A 21,769-nucleotide genomic window follows, 5' to 3' on the forward strand; every position below is an offset into this window, starting at 1 on the left:
AATTAATTTACAGCAAAAATGTCGATTACTTCTCCTTCAGCAAGAGTGATAACCGCTTTTTTCAATTTGTTTGTCTTTCCTACTTGAAGACCTTTCTTTGTATATTTCGCAGATACCTTAGGAGCATAAATCATGGTTCTAACGTCTGCTACTTTCACACCGAAAGCTTCTTCTACAGCTTTTTTGATCTGAATCTTATTCGCCTTAGTATCTACTAAGAAAGAATAAGCACCTCTTAAATCTGTAAGATAGTTGGCTTTTTCTGAAATTACTGGTTTAATAATAACTGACATGATTTATTTCTTTAGATTTTCCTGGAATTTTTCAACTGCACCTTCGAAGAATACGATTTCACCTGCATTTACCAAATCATAAGAACTGATCTCATTGAAGTTCAATACTCTGGTTTTAGGCAAGTTTCTTGAAGATAAATATACATTCTTATTAGCTTCCGGAAGGATGAATAAAGATTTCTTACCGTTTAGTTCCAACGCATTCAATACGCTGATGAAATCTTTGGTTTTAGGAGCGTTCAGGCTCATATCTTCCAAAACTTTAATGCTGTTGTCTCTTAATTTCTGAGATAAAACAGATTTCTTAGCCAACCTCTTAAGAGCTTTATTTAATTTGAATCTGTAGTCTCTTGGTTTAGGCCCGAATACTCTACCTCCACCTCTGAATACAGGAGATTTGATATCCCCGTATCTGGCAGAACCAGATCCTTTTTGCTTCTTAAGTTTTTTAGTAGAAGCAGTAATTTCGCTTCTTTCTTTTGCTTTATGAGTACCTTGTCTTTGAGCAGCAAGATACTGTTTAACTTCTAAGTAAACCGCGTGCTGATTTGGCTCAATTCCGAATACTGATTCGTCTAGAGTTACTTTTCTTCCGGTCTCTTTTCCTGATGTATTTAATACTACTAGTTCCATTTTCTGATAATTACATAAGAATTTTTAGCTCCCGGAACAGCACCTTTTACTACTAAAAGATTTTGTTCTTGATCTACTTTTAATACCTGAAGGTTTTGTACAGTTACCTGCTTACCTCCCATTCTTCCAGCCATTCTCATCCCTTTGAATACTCTTGAAGGGTCTGAACCAGCACCGATAGAACCTGGAGCTCTAAGTCTGTTGTGCTGACCATGAGTTGCCTGCATTACACCTCCAAATCCGTGTCTTCTAACAACACCCTGGAAGCCTTTACCTTTCGAAGTACCTGTTACGTCCACAAATTCACCTTCAGCGAATAAGTTTACAGTTACTTCTTCTCCTACTTTCACCTCATCAACGAACTCTCTGTAGAATTCAACCAATTTAGCCTTAGGAGCAGAACCAGCCTTTTTAAAATGGCCAGCTAACGCTTTACCAACGTTCTTCTCACTCTTGTCATCGAAACCTAACTGAACAGACTTGTATCCGTCCTTTTCTAAGGTTCTGACCTGTAAAACCGAGCATGGACCAGCCTGAATAACTGTACAAGGGATGTTTTTCCCCTCTTCGTTAAACAAAGATGTCATACCGATTTTTTTACCAATAATACCTGACATTGTTTATATTATAATAAAATTTATCCTTTATTCATCGCCATTTTAAAGAGGTCTGAAGTAATTTCTACTTTTGATATAGGCATACTACGCCCCTAAAATGAGTGTGCAAATTTATGAATAATTTTATAACTGGCAAATATTTCCGGTAAATAATTTGATTTTTAATTATTTAGATGATTTTAAATTAAAGTTGTCTTTTATGAATTATTTCGTGATCACACTTACCCCCGCTTCCTCCAGCTTATTTTTATCTTCCTCCGGAATGCTTTTGTCCGTCACCAGATAGTCAATCTGATCCAGAGAAGCAATCTTACCAAAACCTTTCTTGTTAAGTTTGGAAGAATCGGCAAGAATCACTACCTTATCAGAACATTCGATCATCAATTGATTCAGATGAGCCTCCGCAGCATTGGACGTACTTATGCCGAAATCCATATCGATACCGCCTACTCCGAGAAATAGCTTATTGCATGAGAACTGCTTGAGAATAGTTTCGGAAATGGAGCCCACAATAGAAGTAGAACTTTTTCTCACCTCGCCGCCCAATTGTATAATATTAATATTTGGATTATTGCAAAGCTCGATAGCCACTCTCAAAGAAGAAGTCAGAACCGTGAGCGGGCCGAAATTCACCAACATTCTGGCCAGATAATGTATGGTAGTTCCTGAAGCCAGAATAATACAGTCATTTTCCTGGATCAATGATAATGCAGCCCTGGCAATGGCCTGTTTCGCCTCCACATTAATGTTTTCTTTCTCATCCACATTCTTTTCGTAAGCATATCTCACATGCCTACTTGCTCCCCCATGATTACGAAAAAGTAACCCTAAACTTTCGAGATAGTTCAAATCCTTTCGGATCGTAACCGATGAAACGTTAAATTTTTCACACAAATCCTGAACCAGAACATAATTTTTCTCATCCAGTTCATTTAATATATCTGTGTGCCGTGGTAATAACTTTTCCATTTTATTCATTTCACCAAAAATAACACTTTTATCTGAACTTGAAAAATTTCATTTGTTTTCTTTTTTAGTTTCATTTATAATTTATACATTTGAAACGAAATATAAAGAAACATGAAACGAAACGAAGAACTCAGCAAATTAACCTCCGTCAAAGAATGGGATTTCATTGTTATAGGCGGGGGTGCGAGTGGTTTAGGTTCAGCATTGGATGCGGTAAGCAGGGGATTCAGGACGTTATTGCTGGAATCTCATGATTTCGCAAAAGCCACCTCCAGCAGAAGTACAAAGCTTGTGCACGGTGGAGTGAGGTACCTGGCCCAGGGAGATATAGGGCTGGTAAGAGAAGCACTGAAAGAAAGAGGTCTATTGGCAAAAAATGCCGCACATATCGTAAAAAACCAGTCTTTTATCATCCCCAATTACACCTGGTGGGGCGGAATCTATTACAAAATAGGATTATCCGTCTACGATTTCCTCGCAGGAAAATTAAGCCTGGGTAAGACGAAATATATCAGCAGATCAAAAACAATCGCTAAACTTCCAACAATAGAACAAAAAAACCTAGCCAGCGGAGTGGTTTATCAGGACGGGCAGTTTGACGATGCAAGGCTGGCCATCAATCTGGCGCAGACAATCATAAAAAAGGGGGGAAGCGCTATTAATTATTTAAAAGTAGTCAATCTCCTGAAAAACGATTCCGGTAAAATAACCGGAGTTGTTGCGGAAGACCAGTTTTCAAAAACCCGATATAAGATTTATTCAAAAGTGGTTATCAATGCTACCGGGGTTTTCACCAATGAAATCCTGAACATGAACAATCCCAAACATGGGAAATTCGTGGTTCCAAGCCAGGGAATCCATCTGGTTTTAGATAAGTCCTTCTTAAAGAGCGATGATGCCATCATGATCCCAAAGACATCCGACGGAAGGGTTCTGTTTGTTGTTCCCTGGCATGACAGGGCTTTAGTGGGGACCACGGATACCCTTTTGGAAGAGCCCAGCTTTGAGCCCCACGCCTTAGAGGCCGAAATCAGCTTCGTACTGAATACGGCAAGACAATATCTGGCCAAAAAACCAACCCGCGAAGATGTAAAATCTGTTTTCGCAGGATTACGCCCACTTGCTGCACCGAAAGACGGAAGCAAAAGCACAAAAGAAGTTTCCAGAAGCCATAAGGTGATCACTTCGGAAACGGGGCTGGTCTCAATCATCGGAGGCAAATGGACAACTTATCGTAAAATGGCAGAAGATACGATCAACGAAGCCATGAAGATTCACCGGTTAGGAAATACCACTTCCAAAACCGAGAATCTTTCGATCCACGGAAACATGAATCCGGAACAGGTGGACAGAAGCAATCACCTGTATGTTTACGGATCTGATATCCCGGCTATAAAAGCTCTTCAGGAAAATAACCCTGAGTACACGGAAAAGATACATCCGGACCACCCTTTCACCATTGCAGAAGCCATCTGGGCCATCCGTAACGAGATGGCCGAAACCATAGAAGATATTCTGGCAAGAAGGGTCCGTCTTTTATTTTTAGATGCCCGTGCAGCCATAGACAGTGCCCGTAAAATCGCCTTGATCATAGCCAAAGAAAAAGGCTACTCTCAAGAATGGACAAATGAGCAGGAAAAAGAATTCATCAAACTGGCGGAAGGATACTTATTAACTCCCTATTCTCCTAAAAACAGTCTAAATAATAATATGTAAAAAAAGCATGAGTGAAAAATTAATACTCGCTCTGGACCAGGGCACCACCTCATCAAGAGCCATCTTATTTAATCAAAGTGGAGAAATTGAATATATTTCCCAAAAAAGTTTTGAACAGATATTCCCTACCCCCGGATGGGTGGAGCACAATCCTAATGAAATCTGGTCTTCCCAGATTTCGGTAGCTGCTGAGATTATTGCGAAAGCAGGTATTTCCGGAAGGGAGGTCGCTGCAATAGGAATCACCAATCAACGGGAAACTACTGTGGTCTGGGACCGTGAAACAGGAGAACCGGTGTACAATGCCATTGTCTGGCAAGACCGGAGAACTTCAAAATATTGCGATGAACTGAAAGAACAGGGACATGCGGAGATGATCAAAGAAAAAACCGGCCTTGTTCTGGATGCTTATTTTTCAGCCACCAAGCTGAAATGGATACTGGACAACGTAAAAGGAGCAAGGGAAAAGGCCGAGGCCGGAAAGCTTTGCTTCGGTACAGTAGATACCTGGCTGGTCTGGAAACTCACCCGGGGAAAAATGTTCATCACGGATGTTTCCAATGCAAGCAGGACCATGCTTTTAAACATCCATACCCTGAATTGGGATGATGATCTTCTGAAATTATTCAATATCCCGGAAAGCATCCTCCCGGAGGTAAAGCAAAGCAGTGAAATCTATGGCGAGACAGCCACTACCTTATTTTCAACAAAAATCCCCATTGCCGGCATTGCAGGAGACCAGCAGGCGGCTTTATTCGGACAGATGTGCACCACTCCCGGGATGGTAAAAAATACTTACGGAACAGGATGCTTCCTCTTAATGAACACGGGGAAAGAAGCCGTCTCATCAAAAAATAATCTTTTAACAACTGTTGCCTGGAAGATCAATGGAGAGGTTAATTACGCTCTGGAAGGCAGCGTATTTGTGGGCGGAGCAGCCATCCAATGGCTGAGGGATGGCCTTAAAATCATCAATACGGCAGAAGAAGTGAACAATCTGGCTAAATCCGTTGAAGATAACGGTGGCGTTTATTTCGTCCCTGCCCTTACGGGTCTGGGAGCTCCTTATTGGGATCAGTATTCCCGTGGGACCATTGTAGGAATCACCCGTGGAACTACAAATGCCCATATTGCAAGAGCTACACTGGAAGGCATTGCTTTTCAGGTATATGATATTGTAAAGGCCATGGAAGCGGATTCCGGCACCAACAGCCTGGAACTGAGAGTTGACGGGGGTGCCTCCGCAAGTGATTTATTGATGCAGATACAGTCCGATCTTTTCGGCTTTAAGATCACAAGACCTAAAACCCTGGAGACCACAGCCCTGGGAGCTGCCTATCTTGCCGGCCTTGCCGTGGGATACTGGAAAAATATTGATGAAATACAGTCCCAGTGGATTATAGACAAAGATTTTCATCCACAGCTTGAAAAGGAAAAAGCAGATAAAATGATCCATTTATGGAATAAAGCGGTAATCCGGTCTCAGCATTGGATAGAAGATTAATCATTCATAAAAACACATACAAAATTAAAATTATGACTCCATTTATAGCAGAAGTAATTGGGACGATGCTTCTTATACTATTAGGAAACGGCGTGGTTGCCAACGTTGTTCTAAAAGGTACCAAAGGAAATAGCTCCGGATGGATTGTTATTACCACAGCCTGGGCGCTGGCAGTTTTCGTGGGTGTTACAGTTTCCGCCCCCATCAGCGGCGCCCATTTAAACCCTGCAGTAACCATAGGTCTGGCGGTAGCAGGAAAGTTTGCCTGGAATCTGGTCCCTTCATACATCGCAGCCCAGATGTTGGGTGCAATGCTTGGTGCTTTTCTGGTATGGCTTTTCAATAAAGATCATTTTGCCATCACCGGGGATGAAGGGGCCAAACTCGCCTGCTTCAGTACGGGTCCGGCGATCAGAAAGCCTGTATCAAATCTCATCAGTGAAACGATAGGAACTTTTGTCCTTGTATTTGTAATCTTTCACTTTGCAGATCCCAGTATTTCCTTAAATAATGATCCGGATGCAAAAATAGGATTGGGAACTGTAGGTGCCCTTCCCGTTACCTTATTGGTCTGGGCAATCGGCCTATCTTTAGGAGGAACCACAGGGTACGCCATCAATCCTGCCCGAGACCTGGGGCCAAGAATAATGCATTCCATTCTTCCGGTAAAAGGCAACAGTGACTGGAGCTATTCATGGATCCCGGTCACAGGCCCAATATTAGGAGCCGTTTTGGCCGCCCTTCTGTACGGTGCTTTAAATTAACACAAAATAATTACAGATGAAAAAATTACTGATCATTTGCCTAGCATTACTGGGCACAGGGAATCTTTTTGCCCAGGAAAATACAGAAACCCGTGATAACGGCAGATTAGATTTCACAGCCAACATTCAGACCAATCATCTCTGGAGAGGTCTGATCATCACAGATAAGCCTGTTGTAATGGGAAACCTCTCCTACGCCCTGGATAAGGATAAAAAATGGAAAATTGGTATATGGGGAGCATCTTCCATGACAGACGATAAAGACGACACTCATTACAAAGAGATTAATTATTATATCCAATATTCCGACGGACGGTTTTACATAGGGCTATGGGATCTGTTCAACTCGAGAAACATTAATACTGAAGTAGCGTCAGAGAATATTTTCAATTATTCCAACCGAAGGACCACCCACATTATTGACCTAAGAACCAATTACACTTTTGGACCTTCATTCCCGATCAACATCGAAGCGGATATAATGCTCTATGGAGGCGCCAACGCGGGTGAAGTGGTATTAAATCCGGACGGAAGCTATAAAAGGAATAAATATTCCACCTATGTTCAGGCAAGCTATCCTGTAATGGCAAATAAGAAAGTAAATCTTGATGCCTTTTTAGGAGCGGGATTTGCCTTAAATGACAAAAACTTTCTTTATGGAAACGGCAAAAGCAGCTTTGATATCGTGAATGTAGGAATAAAAGCAAGCAAGTCATTAAGGTTCTCCGAACATTACAGTCTTCCCGTATCTATGACAGCCATGTGGAATCCTTCAAACCAATTTGCCAGGATACAGCTTGCGGCAACCGTATTTTAAAAATACCGACGGCCGTACTTCAGCCATTCCAAAGGAATGGCTTTTTGTTTGACCTTTTTGAAATTACAGGGATTTTACGGATATATGTTTGTCAAAATAGTTTTAATTTTGAGAAAAAAGATATGAGCAAGATTTTGAGTCTGATGGTCCTGGGCATTGGTATCCTGTCTTCGGCGCAATCCAAAGTACCGTTTACCGGGAAAAGAGATTTCAATATTGAACGGGGCGCAAGCGGCTCCGGAACTCCTGCATATTATCTGGATGCTAAAGAAAACGGAGATGTTTATTTCGGGTTTGTTCAGGTCAACCAGCCCAGCGGAGAAGAAACCAGAGAAGAGGTCAATGCCGGAAAATATAACCCAAAGGTCATGAAAGTTCATTTTACAACTTATAATGAAACATTCTATGTAAAGTTTGATCAGGAAAAGATTTTTCTTACTGACGACAAAGGGAATGTAAAGAGATCTGAAGACTGTTGTGCTGCCTTTGAGGCAGGAAATCAGAATTGTTCCTGTGAAAGCGCTCTTTACCCATGAGGATCCTGAATACCCTGCTTATTTTTTTTATTTTTATCTCCTGTAACAGGAATGAAAAACATCCGTATACATTCTACTACTGGAAAACCAGACTGTCTTTACAGGATGAAGAAAAAAAAGCTTTGGAAAAGGGCAGTGTTCCTTTTTTATATACACGTTTTTTCGATGTTGATAAAACGGCGGGAAAATTTCAGCCTGTCGCCGTCATTACAAAAGATAAAAGCTTTCAGACCGGGAAACAAATTGTTCCTGTCGTCTTTATTACCAACCGGACCTTTCTCAATATCTCCGAACATGAGATCAGATTTCTCGCTAAAAGCGTTAATGATCTGATTGAAAAAAAAATTGATGAATACCGTTTTAATGTAAGTCATGAGACTCAGATCGATTGTGACTGGACAGCCGGAACCCGTGATGATTATTTTAAATTTTTAAAAGAGCTGAAAGCCGTCTCTGGTAAAGAGATTACCTGCACGCTCAGGCTTCACCAGGTAAGAGATAAGGTATCTGCCGGGATCCCGTCGGTGGAAAAGGTATACCTGATGTGCTATTCTACTTCCTCTCCCCTGGAAGATTCGGACAAAAACTCTATACTTGACATCAATATTCTGAAAAGTTACCTTTCCGGGCTTGAAGGGTATCCTATCAGGAACATTGAAGTGGCACTGCCTGTTTATTCCTGGGGAATTGTTACCAACCATCTAGGAAAACACAGATTAATCAATGCCTTATCTGAAAAGGACCTCGAAAACCCGGCTTTCAAAAGAATATCCAGGAATGAGGCCATCATTATGAAAGACGGCTTCTATTTCGGAAATTACCTAAACAAAGGGTTCAGAATAAAGGTTGAAGAAATAACCGAGGATCAGCTAAAAGATGTCATTAGTTTCCTAAATAAAAAAATACGCCGGTTCAATATCATTTATTATCAATTAGACAGTAAATTTGTAACCGGGCAAAATCTTAATCTGTAATACTTTGTGATTACCAAACAAAACTGATATGAAAAAATATATTATTTCACTGGCCGCTGTATCCCTGTTTTACTCAAAACTCGGGGCCTGCGCCTGGGCTGATCCGGATTATGATTATTTCAACCTTTTTACCCAGACCATTATAAGGGATAAATCTTATCTCCCGTTTCTTCACAGCTATTCTACCAGGTTTTTTACGGATTATAAGCCGTCCCAGATACCCGATGAGAATATTGAGGCATGGAAAAAGTTTTTCAACAACCAACTGAGCTATGCTGAAACAGATTATCTGGTGAATAAGGTGAGCATGAATGACCTGAATGAATTGAAAAGAGGCAATACAGGCAATCCCTTACTGAAAAAGCTGGGAACCGGATTTTATCAGAAATATCGCGAAGGCATCGACTATCTGATTGAAGCCAAATACCTCGAACCCTATATGAGGATTAATTTTGTGGAAAGCCCCGATTCATTTTATTACAGGGAAAATCCGTCAGATAAAAATGCGACCAGCCTGGATTACCATAAGACAATTGCTGCTCTGACATCCTTATATAACGCCGCTAAAAACCCTGAGATCAAACAACGCTACGGATATCAGCTTGTCCGTTTCAACCATTATACGAGAAACTATGATACGGCCCTCCAGGCTTTTAAAGCTTATGTTGAGCCTATAAAATTAAAAGGAGCTCCTTATTTTATGGCTCTTGATCAGCTGGCCGGGGCACAGCGGGGCCTGGAAATGGGCAGCGATGCCAACTGGAATTTCTTCCAGGTTTTTATGCACAGCAAAAGCCGTAAGGAATCCGCATTTGTATCGATGAAACTTTCGGATACCGCCTCCTTTAATAATATCCTGAAAAGAGCAGAGAATAATGAAGAGAAGAACATGGCCTATTTCCTGCTAGGGTATGAAGACTTCACCAACCCTATCCCTTTAATGGAAAAAATGTATGAGATCAATCCCGATTCCGAGATCCTGAAGGTAATGGCCGCAAGAAGCATTAATGAGCTTGAAAGAAGCTACCTGCCCGATTACTATTACGCTTCCAACGATAACGCCGCTACCGCATCACAGAAGGACCATCCGGCTATGGATTCATCCAAATCAGAAGCCCCACAGGTAAAAGAAAAGGAGCTTAGTTTCTGGCAAAAAATAATAAGATTCTTCAAAAAACTTTTTGGAGGCTCTGAACAGGGTCAGTCTGAGCATGCCGGTACAACAGACCAGAGCGATGATGACCTTTTGAATAATCCCAACCGGATTCCCTTTTATACCCGGAATAACAGCTATTATTGGAATGACAAATCAACTGATTTCCTGAATGACCTGGAAAAGTTCACAGAAAAAACAAAAGAAAAATCAAAGGATGAATTCTGGCAGATCGCAGATGCTTATTTAAAATTTTTGAAGAAGGACTATAAGGCAAGCACAGAGATCCTGGACGGCATCAAAACCAGCAACCCGGAGTATCTTGAAGAGATCAAAAGAATGAAAGTTCTGAATGATGTGGTTTCCCAACCGAAAATCACTGCGGAATATGAAGATCATCTGATGAAGGATTACAGTGAATATTTTATTGAAAGGAAACCTGAAAAAGACAGCATCACCGGTGATGATTACTACAATGCTGTCCCCACTACCGCCAACTTCTTAAAAGATGTCCTGGCCAACCGTTATTTCCTTCAGGGCGAAGATGCTAAATCTTTTTTAATGAACAATAGACTTTCCGACCTTCAGTATAATCCGAATTCCAGTCTGGTGAAAAGCATTGAGGATTTTTACAGAAAACCCGGAAAAACCAGGTTCGAGCAGGAGATCATTGCCAAAAACATGGATGATGTGGGGAATATAGATGCTTTTTTTAATGTCATCTATGGAGATCGTGCCATGAAGACAGGAGATTTTGAAAAAGCGAGATCTTATTACCAAAAGGCACAGGGGTTTGTTGGGATCCCAAGGTTGAATTATGATTGGGTCTCCAATGAAAATCCTAAGGTTCCCCACCAATACGGACCTACCGAATACAATGGTTTCAGGAACATCTCCAGCTTAGTTTTTGGTCATAACGTCTGGGAAAGCTTCGAAAGTGACGCTTCCATAAGCATGGAGCCGGAAGATTATTCTCAGTTTCCTTTCATTAAATCTGATATGAATAAGCTGGAATTGGCTGATGCTCTTATCCAGCTTAAAAAGATAGCCCAGGGAAAAGACGGAAAAGCAGCCAAGGCTAATCAGCTGATTGGCAACCTGCTGTATAATACTTCTATTCTCGGCTATTACAGACACATCTTTGTGATGGATGTAGATAACAGTAACGGAGGAAAATATGATTTCTGGAATACGGATAAGAAAAACCCTTATCAATATTATTATAAGAATTTTCTTGATACCTCATATATTGAGCCTGATAATTTTGACCTGGCCATAGCCTATTACAAAAAAGCTCTGGAGCGAACGGCAAATAGGGAACAAAAAGCAAGAATCCTTTTTCAGATGGCAAGTGCGGAACAAGGAAAATATTATCAGTATGAGGCTAAAAACCCTTCTAATATTGATTATTCAGACCCGAAATGGACGGAAAAGACGGATGCTTATCAAAAGCAGCTTGATGATATCAGGAACCAAAGGTTCAGAACTTATTTTGCCCAGCTGAAAACACAATATGCAAATACCGAAACGGCAAAAAACTTAATGGGCAGTTGTTCTTATTTTAATTATTTCATGAAGCGGTAATATATCAGTAAGCTGAAGATTCCCGGCTGCATCCCAGGTGATCCACCTATAAAATCCTGACCGGAGTGTAATAAAAAAGAGGCTGTCCCGCAAAAGTGAGACAGCCTCTTAACGTCATAAAATTTAAGTATTATTTTTTAACGAACTTGTTTTTGATAACCGTTCCATTATTATCTATAGTAATAAAATAAATCCCTTTAACGAGATCTCTGACAACAATTTTACCATCTCCGATCACACCCCTGGTAATCAATTGTCCCGGAGCATTATGAATTTCGTAAGTTGCTTTGGCAGAAACTTCAGTGACATTCAGGATATCATCAACAGGATTAGGATAAATCTGAACGGTTTTTACATTTCCAGCTTCACCAGTCCCTAAAACACTAACGGTTGCCTGCTTCACAGCATAGAATACATTACCGATAGCCGAAACCCGCAGATGTCCGTTTTTCCCTGCTAAAGATGCGGGAATGAAAACACTTGCCGTACCGGTATTAGGAACAGATGCCGCCAGCTCTGTCCAGGTTGCTCCGTTATCAAAAGTGTAATCTATTTTAACATTCGCTACGTTATAAGGTGAAGCGGTAGTTCCGGAAACCGTCCATTCAATCGTAGAATTAACACCTGGGGTAAGGGATGTCGTATTCACGGTGAACGGAGCTGCCGATCCTATTACAACAGTCTGAGTAGCATAAGCTGTCTGAGCCTGCCCGCCAGGTTTGTTATCTCTTACCGTTACGCGGAAATTAGTTGTTCTCGCCACAGTACTTGCAGCTTCAAAATCCGTTGTATTTTTCACGGAACCTCCTAAAACGGTTGCCAATTTAGGGAAATATCTTGTAGGGCTGGATGTTGGAGACCATGATCTGAAATTGGCTCCGGATGTTGTATTTCCAATAAGCGCTTTAGTTACACCGCTTGATAAGTCACTGGAATTGACTTGCTCCCAACAATAAGTCAGAGCATCTCCTTCCGGATCTGTTGCTGATGCCGTTAGTACAAATGGTGTAGATCTTGGAATAGTATATGTCGTATTCATTGCAGTTATAACCGGAGGATTGTTGGCAATAGGTGTTTCTACATCAGCAGTTACTGTTGCAAGATTTGTCTGCACCTGATCAATACTTACACTATGAAAATAAACATCAGAATGTTTTTGAACATCTGTATCTGGACCGGTAATTCCTGCATAGCCCATAATTGTAGATCCTGAACCAGGCTCAACCTCCTGATTCAAAAAGTCTTCAAAAAAACTATAGGTGTGAGAATTACCAAGCTGATGCCCTATCTCGTGTGTTACAAAGTCAATATCAAAAGCGTCTCCACTAGGGGGTAGCTGAACAGTACTGATTGGATTCCAAGTCCCACTGGCATAATAGTCAATTCCCGGTGATGTATATCCACTACCTTTATAATTTTCTGGAGTAGGTAGATTTAGGCAATCAGGATTATTAACTGTAGACACATCATTACTTCCTATACAGCCAATACAGCCAGCACTACCACCACCACCTGTTGCTCCAAATAAATGTCCGATATCAAAATCTGCATCTGTAACACCATAAGCTCCTCCGTGTAATGTATTCATCAGTTCATAATTCCATTTACACATTAAATTTGAATTACTGTAAGGGTCATTATTAGCATCTGAAAATATTAATGCCGGTGCATTAATTGCATTGACATGTACATTGAATTCTTTTTCTAATACTCCATTTACTCTTGACAACGTTGCGTTAATTTGCGTAAGAGCTCCCGCAACCCCTCCAAAGAATGCTGTATATTCTCCGGTAACTGATATTGCCAATCTAAGGGTATGAAAAGTTTTGTTGCTTGATTTTGCTGCAACTCCAGAATTCATCAGCTTTTGCATTTTAGCAACAGCCTCTTTATCCTCTTTTGTATTACATACAAATGCATGTCCGCTTTTATTAGTCTTCCCGTGTACGGAATAATAAGATTTATCAGCAGTTGCAGGTTCTATAAATTCATATTTGCCATCAGGGCTAATGATCATGGATTGGAAATCATTTGGAGCAACACTGAATCTGATGTATTTGGAAGGATCATCAATCCCTACCCCTACATAAGATCCCAAGTGATATTGTCCTGCCAGCTCTTCATCCATCACCGGAAAGCTGTTGACAGCAAATCTCTCAACTTTTCCATCCAGTGTTGGAATTTTTATACTAACTGAAGTTCCTCCCACTTTCTGAGCCCTTAATAGCTGGGTTCTGATCTGATCAATATCAAGTCTGTAATACTTTGAATGGTCACTTTTCCTGATAATTTTCTGAGTGGGCTCTGCCTCACTCCACTGTGCATTTGCCATAGAAGCGGCAACCACAAATCCTAGAAACAATAATTTTCTTCTCATTAATATTTTTTAATCAAATTTAATATTTATTTAAATACCATAAAGAAAATACACTTATTATTCACTTTTTTAACATATTTGCATATTTATTTTCCATTATATAGAAAATATCATGATTTTTATAATATATAATCAGGTTTATGATTTATTTTTTGCCAGCTTTGTAGCCATTCTTCATATTGTATAAGTTCTGATTTATTATGTAGTTAAGTTTAAAAAATAAAAAAAGGAATCAAATGATTCCTTTTTTTATTTATTTCTATTTATATCTATTTGGTAGTTACACCATTTATGACTCCTACAGTTGCACCAAAAACGGCACTTTTAAATAAGCCTTTTAAGAACTCATTATTTTTATTGCCATATAATCGATTCATGGTTGCCAATGTAATCCAGGCATTTAACAATTCAGAAGGGTTAGAATTTTTGACAAGATTTATTTCTTTAAGTACTTCAGGATTTTCGGGATCAAAAATAAGATCGGCTTCAATTACAGTATTCTTGTTTTCATCAAAGACCGTTACCTTCTTATTTTTTTTATCAATTTTAAAAGAATATGATATTCCCGAAGAATCAATAAGTTTATCCACACCATATCTGGCAATTTCCGGGGAGTTCAATTTACCGGGATAAACCTTTAAATCTTTGAAGATCAAATTTTCACTTTCAAGATCAAAATCTTTATTTCTGTAAAAGGCTTTCAGACTTTTATTTCCAATCGTAGCATTGGCTGAATGCCCATCAACTCTATTAAATTCAATGTTCTGGGCATTAAAAAGGCTATATAGAAATAATAAAAATCCGAAGCATTTCATAGTTTACTCGCCTAAATTGTTTATTACTGAATTTGCAGAACCTCCTAAAGCAGCTACAGCAACTACCCCTATTACAATCGGGTTACCGGTGATTAAAGAACCCAATACATTACCGGCAGCAGCGGCAGCATCCATTCCTACAAAATTAATTACATTACAAAAAGCACGCTTCCACCAAGATACATAAATCTGGCAAATAGGATATCCTTTTCCTGTAGTATCGCTGCTTGGTATAAGCTCATACCAGTTTTCAATATTTACAGACCAATATTCAAAAGAGCTTACGAATACATCTTTGTAATATTTCCATGCAGTCAAGTCATTATCACTTTCGATATACTTTACAGAATAATTATCAGCAAAGGATTTAAACTCTTCCATATCTTTAAAATCTGAATTCTCAAGTACAGTACGGAAATTTTGAATCTCTGCATTAAAGTCATCACTAAACTGGGATGCATAACTACCCTGACTCTTTACGAAATTATATTGCTTACTTGCTTCTTCACCAAATTCAATGGTAGAAAAATAATCGTGAGAATACTGATCAATGTTTGACAAGCTTAAATCACTCTGACTTTTAAGATGATTGTACAGCTCATCCAGATAATAGTTATGCTGCTCTCCTACACTCATTAATTTAGAAGCGCTGGCTCCGGTTACTGTTTTTTTCTGTAAAGTTTCGATGTTTGAATCAGACTTAACATCAATATCATTTTCGCAAGAAAAAATTATTGAACACGAAATTGAAAGTAAAACTAGTAGTTTTTTCATGGTTTTAATTTTTTTAGTTGCGCAAAGAAAATAAAAAAATCAAAACCACACAATTCTCCAAAAAAGAAAATTAAGTTAAAATATCACATCTGTTCTTTTGTTTGTTGTTGCTTTTGCAACCATTCTTCATGTTTTCTCTTAAAAAATTCATGTTTGTAATCCTGATTCCTTTGTGCGGCATCAATGGAATGGGAAGTATGGATATCCGCATCTTTCTTGGCAAAGCTGGCCAGTCTTTCGTAATAACAATGAAGCTGGTCTAATTCTTTTTCCGTTAAATCTTCGATATCAACAATCCTGTTGCTGGCCTTTTCATGCGCTGCTATCAGCTCATTCAGTTTTATCTGAATAGCTTTTGAATCCTTATTCTGGGCTTTCTGAATTAAAAATACCATCAGGAAAGTAATGATCGTGGTTCCCGTATTGATTACCAGCTGCCAGGTTTCAGAATAATTAAACACAGGACCCGAAACTGCCCAGGCGATTACAATTATAGTCGCACCGATGAATGCATATGAGCTACCCGTAAATCTGGTTGCCCAGTTTGAAAATTTTTCAAAAATACTTTGATGTGAATTAGCCATTGTCCATTAATTTATTTCAGTCTATCAAAAACTTCGCCGAAATACGGTGCATCTACAAAATCCGTCAGTATTTTATGGCTTTATCCAGTTCTATGGGATTATTCTTCTTTTTGAGCATCTCCTGCAGTTTCCTGGTGAGCTCGTTAAACTGCTCTATACTGGTAACCCTGGTCCCCATTACATACATTTGCCCCTGCATATTTTCTTTGAAATTATTCCTCATATCGGCCAGAGGATCGTTGTATATCTCACGCTTTTTTTTGATCCTTGTTTTTTCTGAAATCTCCAAAGGCTTCCGCCCATAAAAGGTTTCTATGAAACCTACCGTACTATAGGTCTCTTTCAGATTTTTACTCTTAATCAGGGTGAAAATAAAATTGGATCCGGAGTCTTCCAACTGAAAGATCATGCCGGGAAGCCCCCTGAATTTATAAGGCCCTTCGGAAATCGCCATATCCTTATTAAACCAGGCCGTCCAGCTTCTTCCCCCAAATCTGGACGTCGCTTTTTGCAGCACATAATCTCCCATTTTTTTGGTTTCATCAGTAAGATTCCATGTAATGTTATCTTCCGTCGGAAAGGTAAACATATCATGGCCGATCAATTCATAATTTTTATTTTTAAATGAATTTCTTTCCCGTTTTAAAGACTCGAAACGGCCGCCATATTGATATTCGTAATTTCCATTTGCCCTGTTTATGGAATCTGATTCCAGGTAAGGGATATTCATAATATTTTACATCATCCGGATTTACATCCAATACAAAATTCATTTTCTCAAATGTGTTACTTGCAGAATCACTTTTGTATTGCAGTTCATAAATAAAACGATGGGTCTGTGCCTTTGCAAGACCCCAGATCAATATCAGGAGTAATACCATTCTTTTCATAATAATTTTTTTTACAAATATACATATTAAATAGAACCTTGCAATACATAGTAATAGATTAATTCAATTTTTCTTTATTTCCGGGAACAGCTACCAGAATCTGAATATCAATACAGCAGCCGTTTTTGAATTATTAACCATAATCAAATATTTTTAAATTATGCAATATCAATTTTAATTTATAATTTTAAAGGAAACTCATAACCAAAAACCAATACTATGAAAACATCAATTTCAAATGAAGAATTTTATGCTGGCCTGCAGCAGCTACCTAAGCCCCGGTATCCGTTTCCTGACCTTATTCATCCAGAATTTCAGCAACAAAGGGAAGAATATTATGCCTGGATTGACAAGGAATATACTTTTCACAGCAAAGCCGCCCGTGAAAAACATAAGCTGCACAACCTGACTGATATTGCCGCCAGAGGCTGTCCATCGCTGAAAAACATCGCAGAATTAAGGCCTCTCGCCAATTACGCCGCTAATGGTGCAATGATGGACGATTACCTGGATCGTTGCTCGTACCATGAGATGACTGAAATATGCAACCGTATAATGGCATTGCTTAACGGAGAGGAGCTTGATGAACCCCGCGATAACGGCATATTTCATCAGTTTTGGATACTGAGACAGGATGCGATCAAATGCGGGATGCCCGAACGGCTGTATCGAAAGTACATAAGGGCTATACATGATGTCCTTAAGGGGTATTCTGATGAAAAGGTTTATTACAGGGCCAATGCTGTTCCTCCGTTACCTGTTTATCTGCTCATCCGGAATGCTACAAGCGGAGCGCACCCGTTTTGCTGGTACGTAGCCATGCAGAAGGATTATCGCCAGCTGCCGGATGATGTACTGGAACACCCGCATATTTTACGTTTGCATACAACCTGTTCTTTAATGATCGGGATACATAATGACATCATTTCCCTACCCAAAGAGCTTCACCGGGAAGAGGATACCATGAACCTGGTAAAAGTGCTGCAGCAAGAATATAAAACATCAATACAAAATGCTTATCTGATGGCTCTTGAACTTCATGATAATTACCTGAAGGAGTTTCTGATATTGCAGCAACATTTGCCTCCGTTTGGCAGGTTTCAGGACATGGCCTATAATTATATACAGGATCTTGGCATCATGGTGGCGGGGGTTTACGCCTGGCATACGAATGATACAAGCCGTTATGTAAACGGAGGGTATGTAGAGGGTGAATATACCAGCCAGAAATAGTATTCCGGGCTATGGTAATTATGCCTTTCCGCTTGATAATGAACAGACGGGTCTGATGAAGATGGTATCATATAAAAAATCCGCTCCTTTACAGGAACGGATTTTTATATAATCACGGCTAAGTATGCACGTTATCACACTTTAATTTCTACATCTACACCGCTTGGTAACTCTAATTTCATCAGAGCATCCACCGTTTTAGAAGAGGAAGAGTAGATATCCATCAATCTTTTGTGAGCAGAAAGCTGGAACTGTTCTCTTGCTTTTTTGTTTACGTGCGGAGATCTCAATACAGTGAAGATTCTCTTATTGGTTGGCAATGGAATCGGCCCGTTTACAACAGCACCGGTAGCCTTTACCGTTTTTACGATTTTCTCTGCAGACTTATCTACCAGATTGTAATCGTAAGACTTAAGTTTTATTCTGATTCTTTGTGACATTTTAATCTAAATTTAAATTAACCTTTTGCTTTAGCGATTACTTCTTCAGCAATGTTCTGCGGAGCCGGTTCGTATTTTTCAAACTCCATAGATGATGTAGCTCTACCAGAAGATAAAGTTCTAAGAGAAGTTACATAACCAAACATTTCAGATAACGGAACGTGAGCTTTGATAACTTTAGCGTTATTTCTGTCATCCATACCGTTTACCGTACCTCTTCTTCTGTTAAGGTCTCCTACGATATCTCCCATATATTCTTCAGGAGTTACCACTTCTAGCTTCATGATAGGCTCCATGATAACAGCTTTGGCAGCTCTACCAGATTCTTTGAAACCTAACTTGGCCGCTAATTCGAATGATAACTGGTCTGAGTCAACTGCGTGGAAAGATCCATCCTTCAATGTAACTTTCATAGATTCCACCTCAAATCCGGCTAAAGGACCATTCTTCATAGCTTCCCTGAATCCTTTTTCTACTGAAGGGATAAATTCTTTAGGAATGTTACCACCTTTGATCTCGTTAATGAATTCAAGACCTGTTTTACCTTCATCTGCAGGACCGATCTCGAATACGATATCCGCGAACTTACCTCTACCTCCGGACTGCTTTTTATAAACTTCCCTGTGGTTGGCAACAGCTGTAAGAGCTTCTTTGTACTCTACCTGAGGCTGCCCCTGGTTCACTTCTACTTTGAATTCTCTCTTCAAACGGTCTACAATGATATCCAGGTGAAGCTCTCCCATTCCTGAGATGATCGTTTGTCCTGAAGCTTCATCCGTTTTAACCTGGAAAGTTGGATCTTCTTCTGCCAGTTTAGCCAGAGCGGTACCCAATTTATCCTGGTCTGCTTTGGTTTTAGGCTCAACAGCGATACCGATTACCGGATCCGGGAAAATCATGGACTCAAGAACGATTTGCTGCTTTTCGTCACATAATGTATCACCTGTCTTAATATCTTTAAAACCTACAGCTGCACCAATATCTCCTGCTTCAATAAATTCTACAGGGTTCTGCTTGTTAGCGTGCATCTGGTAAATTCTGGAAATTCTTTCTTTGTTTCCTGATCTTGTGTTCATTACATAAGAACCGGCATCTAATCTACCAGAGTAAGCTCTGAAGAACGCCAGTCTTCCTACGAACGGGTCAGTAGCAATTTTGAAAGCCAATGCAGAGAAAGGCTCTTTTACGTCCGGCTTTCTTGTGATTTCAGCATCAGTATTTGGATCTGTTCCTTTGATATCATCTTTATCCAGTGGAGAAGGAAGATATTTACAAACAGCATCCAGCATGAACTGTACTCCTTTATTTTTGAAAGAAGAACCACAAGTCATCGGAATGATAGATAGATCAATAGTAGCTTTTCTCAATGCTTCGTTGATCTCTTCTTCAGAGATTGAATCCGGATCTTCGAAGAATTTCTCCATCAAAGTTTCATCATAATCAGCTACCGCTTCTACTAATTTTTCTCTGTATTCCAATACTTCATCCTTCATATCATCAGGAATTGGAACTACGTCGAAAGTTGCACCCTGAGTATCATCATGCCAGATAATAGCTCTGTTTTTGATCAGGTCTACAACGCCTTTGAAATCTTCTTCAGCACCGATTGGTAAAACGATTGGAACTGCATTGGATCCTAACATTTCTTTAACCTGGTTCACCACGTTAAGGAAGTCAGCACCTTGTCTGTCCATTTTGTTTACGAATCCCATTCTCGCAACTTTATAGTTGTCCGCCAGTCTCCAGTTTGTTTCAGACTGAGGCTCTACACCGTCTACTGCAGAGAATAGGAATACCAATCCGTCCAATACTCTCAAAGATCTGTTAACTTCTACTGTGAAGTCAACGTGTCCCGGTGTATCGATGATGTTGAAATGGTAAGCTTTGGTTTCAGGTAAAGTTTTTCCCTGTTCTGTTGGGAAATTCCAGTTACAAGTAGTAGCTGCCGAAGTAATGGTGATCCCTCTTTCAGCTTCCTGCTCCATCCAGTCCATTGTAGCGGCACCTTCGTGAACCTCACCAATTTTATGGGTTTTACCTGTATAGAATAAAATTCTTTCTGTAGTGGTAGTCTTACCTGCATCGATGTGAGCAGCGATACCAATATTACGTGTATATTTAAGATCTCTTCCCATTTCAGATTAGAATTTGAAGTGTGAGAAAGCCTTGTTAGCTTCCGCCATTTTGTGAGTATCAGTTTTCTTTTTGAATGCAGCACCTTCTTCTTTGGAAGCGGCTAAGATTTCAGCAGAAAGTTTAAGTGCCATAGACTTATCATTTCTCAATCTTGCATATTTGATTAACCATTTCATGGCCATAGAGATTTTTCTGTCAGCTCTGATAGGCATTGGAATTTGGAAGTTGGCACCTCCAACTCTTCTTGAACGTACTTCCACGTGAGGCATTACGTTAGTAAGAGCATCCTTCCAGATCTCAAGAGATGATTTCTCATTATCTCCTTTTTTGTTTTCCACGATATCTAATGCATCATAGAAAATTTTGAATGCAATAGACTTTTTACCGTCCAGCATTAAGTTATTTACGAATCTAGTTACCAATTGATCATTAAATTTCGGATCTGGTAACAACGGTCTTTTTTTCGCTTTTGTCTTTCTCATTGTTTCTGTTCCTTATTTAATGATTATTTTTTCTTTCCTTTTGCCGGTGCTGCTGCAGCCTGACCTGGTTTAGGTCTCTTAGCTCCATACTTCGATCTTCTCTGTGTTCTTCCATTTACACCTGCAGTGTCTAATGCACCTCTTACGATGTGGTAACGTACTCCCGGTAGGTCTTTCACCCTTCCGCCTCTCACCAATACTATCGAGTGCTCCTGAAGATTATGTCCTTCGCCCGGGATATAAGCGTTGACTTCTTTACCGTTAGAAAGTCTTACCCTTGCTACTTTTCTAAGTGCAGAGTTAGGTTTCTTAGGTGTTGTAGTATATACTCTCGTACATACTCCACGTCTTTGTGGACAAGAATCAAGAGCAGCCGATTTGCTCTTCTTGGCAAGTGTGGCTCTTCCTTTTCTTACTAATTGTTGAATAGTAGGCATTTAATTGCTTTTTATTTTAGGCTGCAAAAATATGAATAATT

General features: G+C 39.7%; 21 protein-coding genes. 8 read left to right on the forward strand and 13 right to left on the reverse strand.

Features of this window, described 5'->3' with window-relative positions:
* Positions 1 to 2: 2 nt before the first annotated feature.
* The 4 genes from rplW to ABMQ40_RS05690 form a co-directional block, all read right to left on the reverse strand.
* Entirely contained in the window at positions 3 to 293 is a 291-nt protein-coding gene (gene rplW / locus ABMQ40_RS05675) for a 50S ribosomal protein L23 (RefSeq protein WP_370897430.1), read from the reverse strand.
* A 3-nt stretch (positions 294 to 296) separates the two neighbouring features.
* Positions 297 to 926 carry a 50S ribosomal protein L4 gene (rplD, locus tag ABMQ40_RS05680; protein WP_370897432.1) on the reverse strand — a complete coding sequence of 210 codons (630 nt, stop codon included), beginning with the start codon at positions 924 to 926 and terminating at the stop codon, positions 297 to 299.
* Entirely contained in the window at positions 917 to 1,543 is a 627-nt protein-coding gene (rplC, locus tag ABMQ40_RS05685) for a 50S ribosomal protein L3 (RefSeq protein ID WP_370897434.1), read from the reverse strand. Before rplC ends, rplD begins: the two co-directional genes overlap by 10 nt.
* Positions 1,544 to 1,747: 204 nt before the next feature.
* Positions 1,748 to 2,512, reverse strand: coding sequence for a DeoR/GlpR family DNA-binding transcription regulator (locus ABMQ40_RS05690; protein WP_370897436.1), 765 nt, complete (start codon positions 2,510 to 2,512; stop codon positions 1,748 to 1,750).
* Positions 2,513 to 2,623: 111 nt separating this feature from the next.
* Between ABMQ40_RS05690 and ABMQ40_RS05695 the strand changes: the two genes are divergently transcribed.
* From ABMQ40_RS05695 to ABMQ40_RS05725, 7 genes are all read left to right on the forward strand, one after another.
* A complete protein-coding gene (locus ABMQ40_RS05695) occupies positions 2,624 to 4,228 on the forward strand; it encodes a glycerol-3-phosphate dehydrogenase/oxidase (RefSeq protein ID WP_370897438.1) in 1,605 nt (534 codons plus the stop codon).
* A 7-nt stretch (positions 4,229 to 4,235) separates the two neighbouring features.
* Entirely contained in the window at positions 4,236 to 5,732 is a 1,497-nt protein-coding gene (glpK, locus tag ABMQ40_RS05700; RefSeq protein WP_370897440.1) for a glycerol kinase GlpK, read from the forward strand.
* A 32-nt stretch (positions 5,733 to 5,764) separates the two neighbouring features.
* A complete protein-coding gene (locus tag ABMQ40_RS05705) occupies positions 5,765 to 6,496 on the forward strand; it encodes an MIP/aquaporin family protein (protein ID WP_370897442.1) in 732 nt (243 codons plus the stop codon).
* A 16-nt stretch (positions 6,497 to 6,512) separates the two neighbouring features.
* Positions 6,513 to 7,313, forward strand: a complete 801-nt coding sequence (locus ABMQ40_RS05710) for a TorF family putative porin (RefSeq protein ID WP_370897444.1) — start codon at positions 6,513 to 6,515, stop codon at positions 7,311 to 7,313.
* A 122-nt stretch (positions 7,314 to 7,435) separates the two neighbouring features.
* Complete coding sequence (locus ABMQ40_RS05715; RefSeq protein ID WP_370897446.1) at positions 7,436 to 7,849, forward strand: hypothetical protein; 414 nt, start codon at positions 7,436 to 7,438, stop codon at positions 7,847 to 7,849.
* Positions 7,846 to 8,823: a hypothetical protein gene (locus ABMQ40_RS05720; RefSeq protein WP_370897448.1), complete on the forward strand. Its 978-nt coding sequence runs from the start codon at positions 7,846 to 7,848 to the stop codon at positions 8,821 to 8,823. Before ABMQ40_RS05715 ends, ABMQ40_RS05720 begins: the two co-directional genes overlap by 4 nt.
* 28 nt (positions 8,824 to 8,851) lie before the next feature.
* Positions 8,852 to 11,560 carry a hypothetical protein gene (locus ABMQ40_RS05725; RefSeq protein ID WP_370897450.1) on the forward strand — a complete coding sequence of 903 codons (2,709 nt, stop codon included), beginning with the start codon at positions 8,852 to 8,854 and terminating at the stop codon, positions 11,558 to 11,560.
* Positions 11,561 to 11,690: 130 nt separating this feature from the next.
* Here the strand turns inward: ABMQ40_RS05725 and ABMQ40_RS05730 are convergent, their stop codons facing one another.
* The 5 genes from ABMQ40_RS05730 to ABMQ40_RS05750 form a co-directional block, all read right to left on the reverse strand.
* On the reverse strand, positions 11,691 to 13,937 hold the full coding sequence (locus ABMQ40_RS05730) for a zinc-dependent metalloprotease (protein ID WP_370897452.1): 2,247 nt from the start codon (positions 13,935 to 13,937) through the stop codon (positions 11,691 to 11,693).
* A gap of 269 nt (positions 13,938 to 14,206) precedes the next feature.
* Entirely contained in the window at positions 14,207 to 14,752 is a 546-nt protein-coding gene (locus ABMQ40_RS05735; RefSeq protein ID WP_370897454.1) for a hypothetical protein, read from the reverse strand.
* Positions 14,753 to 14,755: 3 nt separating this feature from the next.
* Entirely contained in the window at positions 14,756 to 15,526 is a 771-nt protein-coding gene (locus ABMQ40_RS05740) for a hypothetical protein (protein WP_370897456.1), read from the reverse strand.
* 83 nt (positions 15,527 to 15,609) lie between these two features.
* Entirely contained in the window at positions 15,610 to 16,110 is a 501-nt protein-coding gene (locus ABMQ40_RS05745) for a low affinity iron permease family protein (RefSeq protein ID WP_370897458.1), read from the reverse strand.
* A 64-nt stretch (positions 16,111 to 16,174) separates the two neighbouring features.
* Positions 16,175 to 16,840, reverse strand: coding sequence for a GLPGLI family protein (locus ABMQ40_RS05750; protein ID WP_370897460.1), 666 nt, complete (start codon positions 16,838 to 16,840; stop codon positions 16,175 to 16,177).
* A gap of 379 nt (positions 16,841 to 17,219) precedes the next feature.
* On the opposite strand from ABMQ40_RS05750, the gene ABMQ40_RS05755 reads away from it, so the two are divergent.
* A complete protein-coding gene (locus ABMQ40_RS05755; RefSeq protein ID WP_370897462.1) occupies positions 17,220 to 18,233 on the forward strand; it encodes a terpene synthase family protein in 1,014 nt (337 codons plus the stop codon).
* 134 nt (positions 18,234 to 18,367) lie between these two features.
* Here the strand turns inward: ABMQ40_RS05755 and rpsJ are convergent, their stop codons facing one another.
* Genes rpsJ through rpsL form a run of 4 tightly spaced genes read right to left on the reverse strand, consistent with a single transcriptional unit; the run spans position 18,368 to position 21,728 of the window.
* A complete protein-coding gene (gene rpsJ / locus ABMQ40_RS05760) occupies positions 18,368 to 18,673 on the reverse strand; it encodes a 30S ribosomal protein S10 (protein ID WP_002661363.1) in 306 nt (101 codons plus the stop codon).
* Positions 18,674 to 18,690: 17 nt separating this feature from the next.
* Complete coding sequence (gene fusA, locus ABMQ40_RS05765; RefSeq protein WP_370897467.1) at positions 18,691 to 20,808, reverse strand: elongation factor G; 2,118 nt, start codon at positions 20,806 to 20,808, stop codon at positions 18,691 to 18,693.
* A 6-nt stretch (positions 20,809 to 20,814) separates the two neighbouring features.
* Positions 20,815 to 21,291 carry a 30S ribosomal protein S7 gene (gene rpsG / locus ABMQ40_RS05770; RefSeq protein ID WP_370897469.1) on the reverse strand — a complete coding sequence of 159 codons (477 nt, stop codon included), beginning with the start codon at positions 21,289 to 21,291 and terminating at the stop codon, positions 20,815 to 20,817.
* A gap of 23 nt (positions 21,292 to 21,314) precedes the next feature.
* On the reverse strand, positions 21,315 to 21,728 hold the full coding sequence (rpsL, locus tag ABMQ40_RS05775; RefSeq protein WP_002983146.1) for a 30S ribosomal protein S12: 414 nt from the start codon (positions 21,726 to 21,728) through the stop codon (positions 21,315 to 21,317).
* Positions 21,729 to 21,769: the final 41 nt, after the last annotated feature.

This window comes from Chryseobacterium gossypii (genome assembly GCF_041361455.1).
GTDB lineage: Bacteria > Bacteroidota > Bacteroidia > Flavobacteriales > Weeksellaceae > Chryseobacterium > Chryseobacterium gossypii.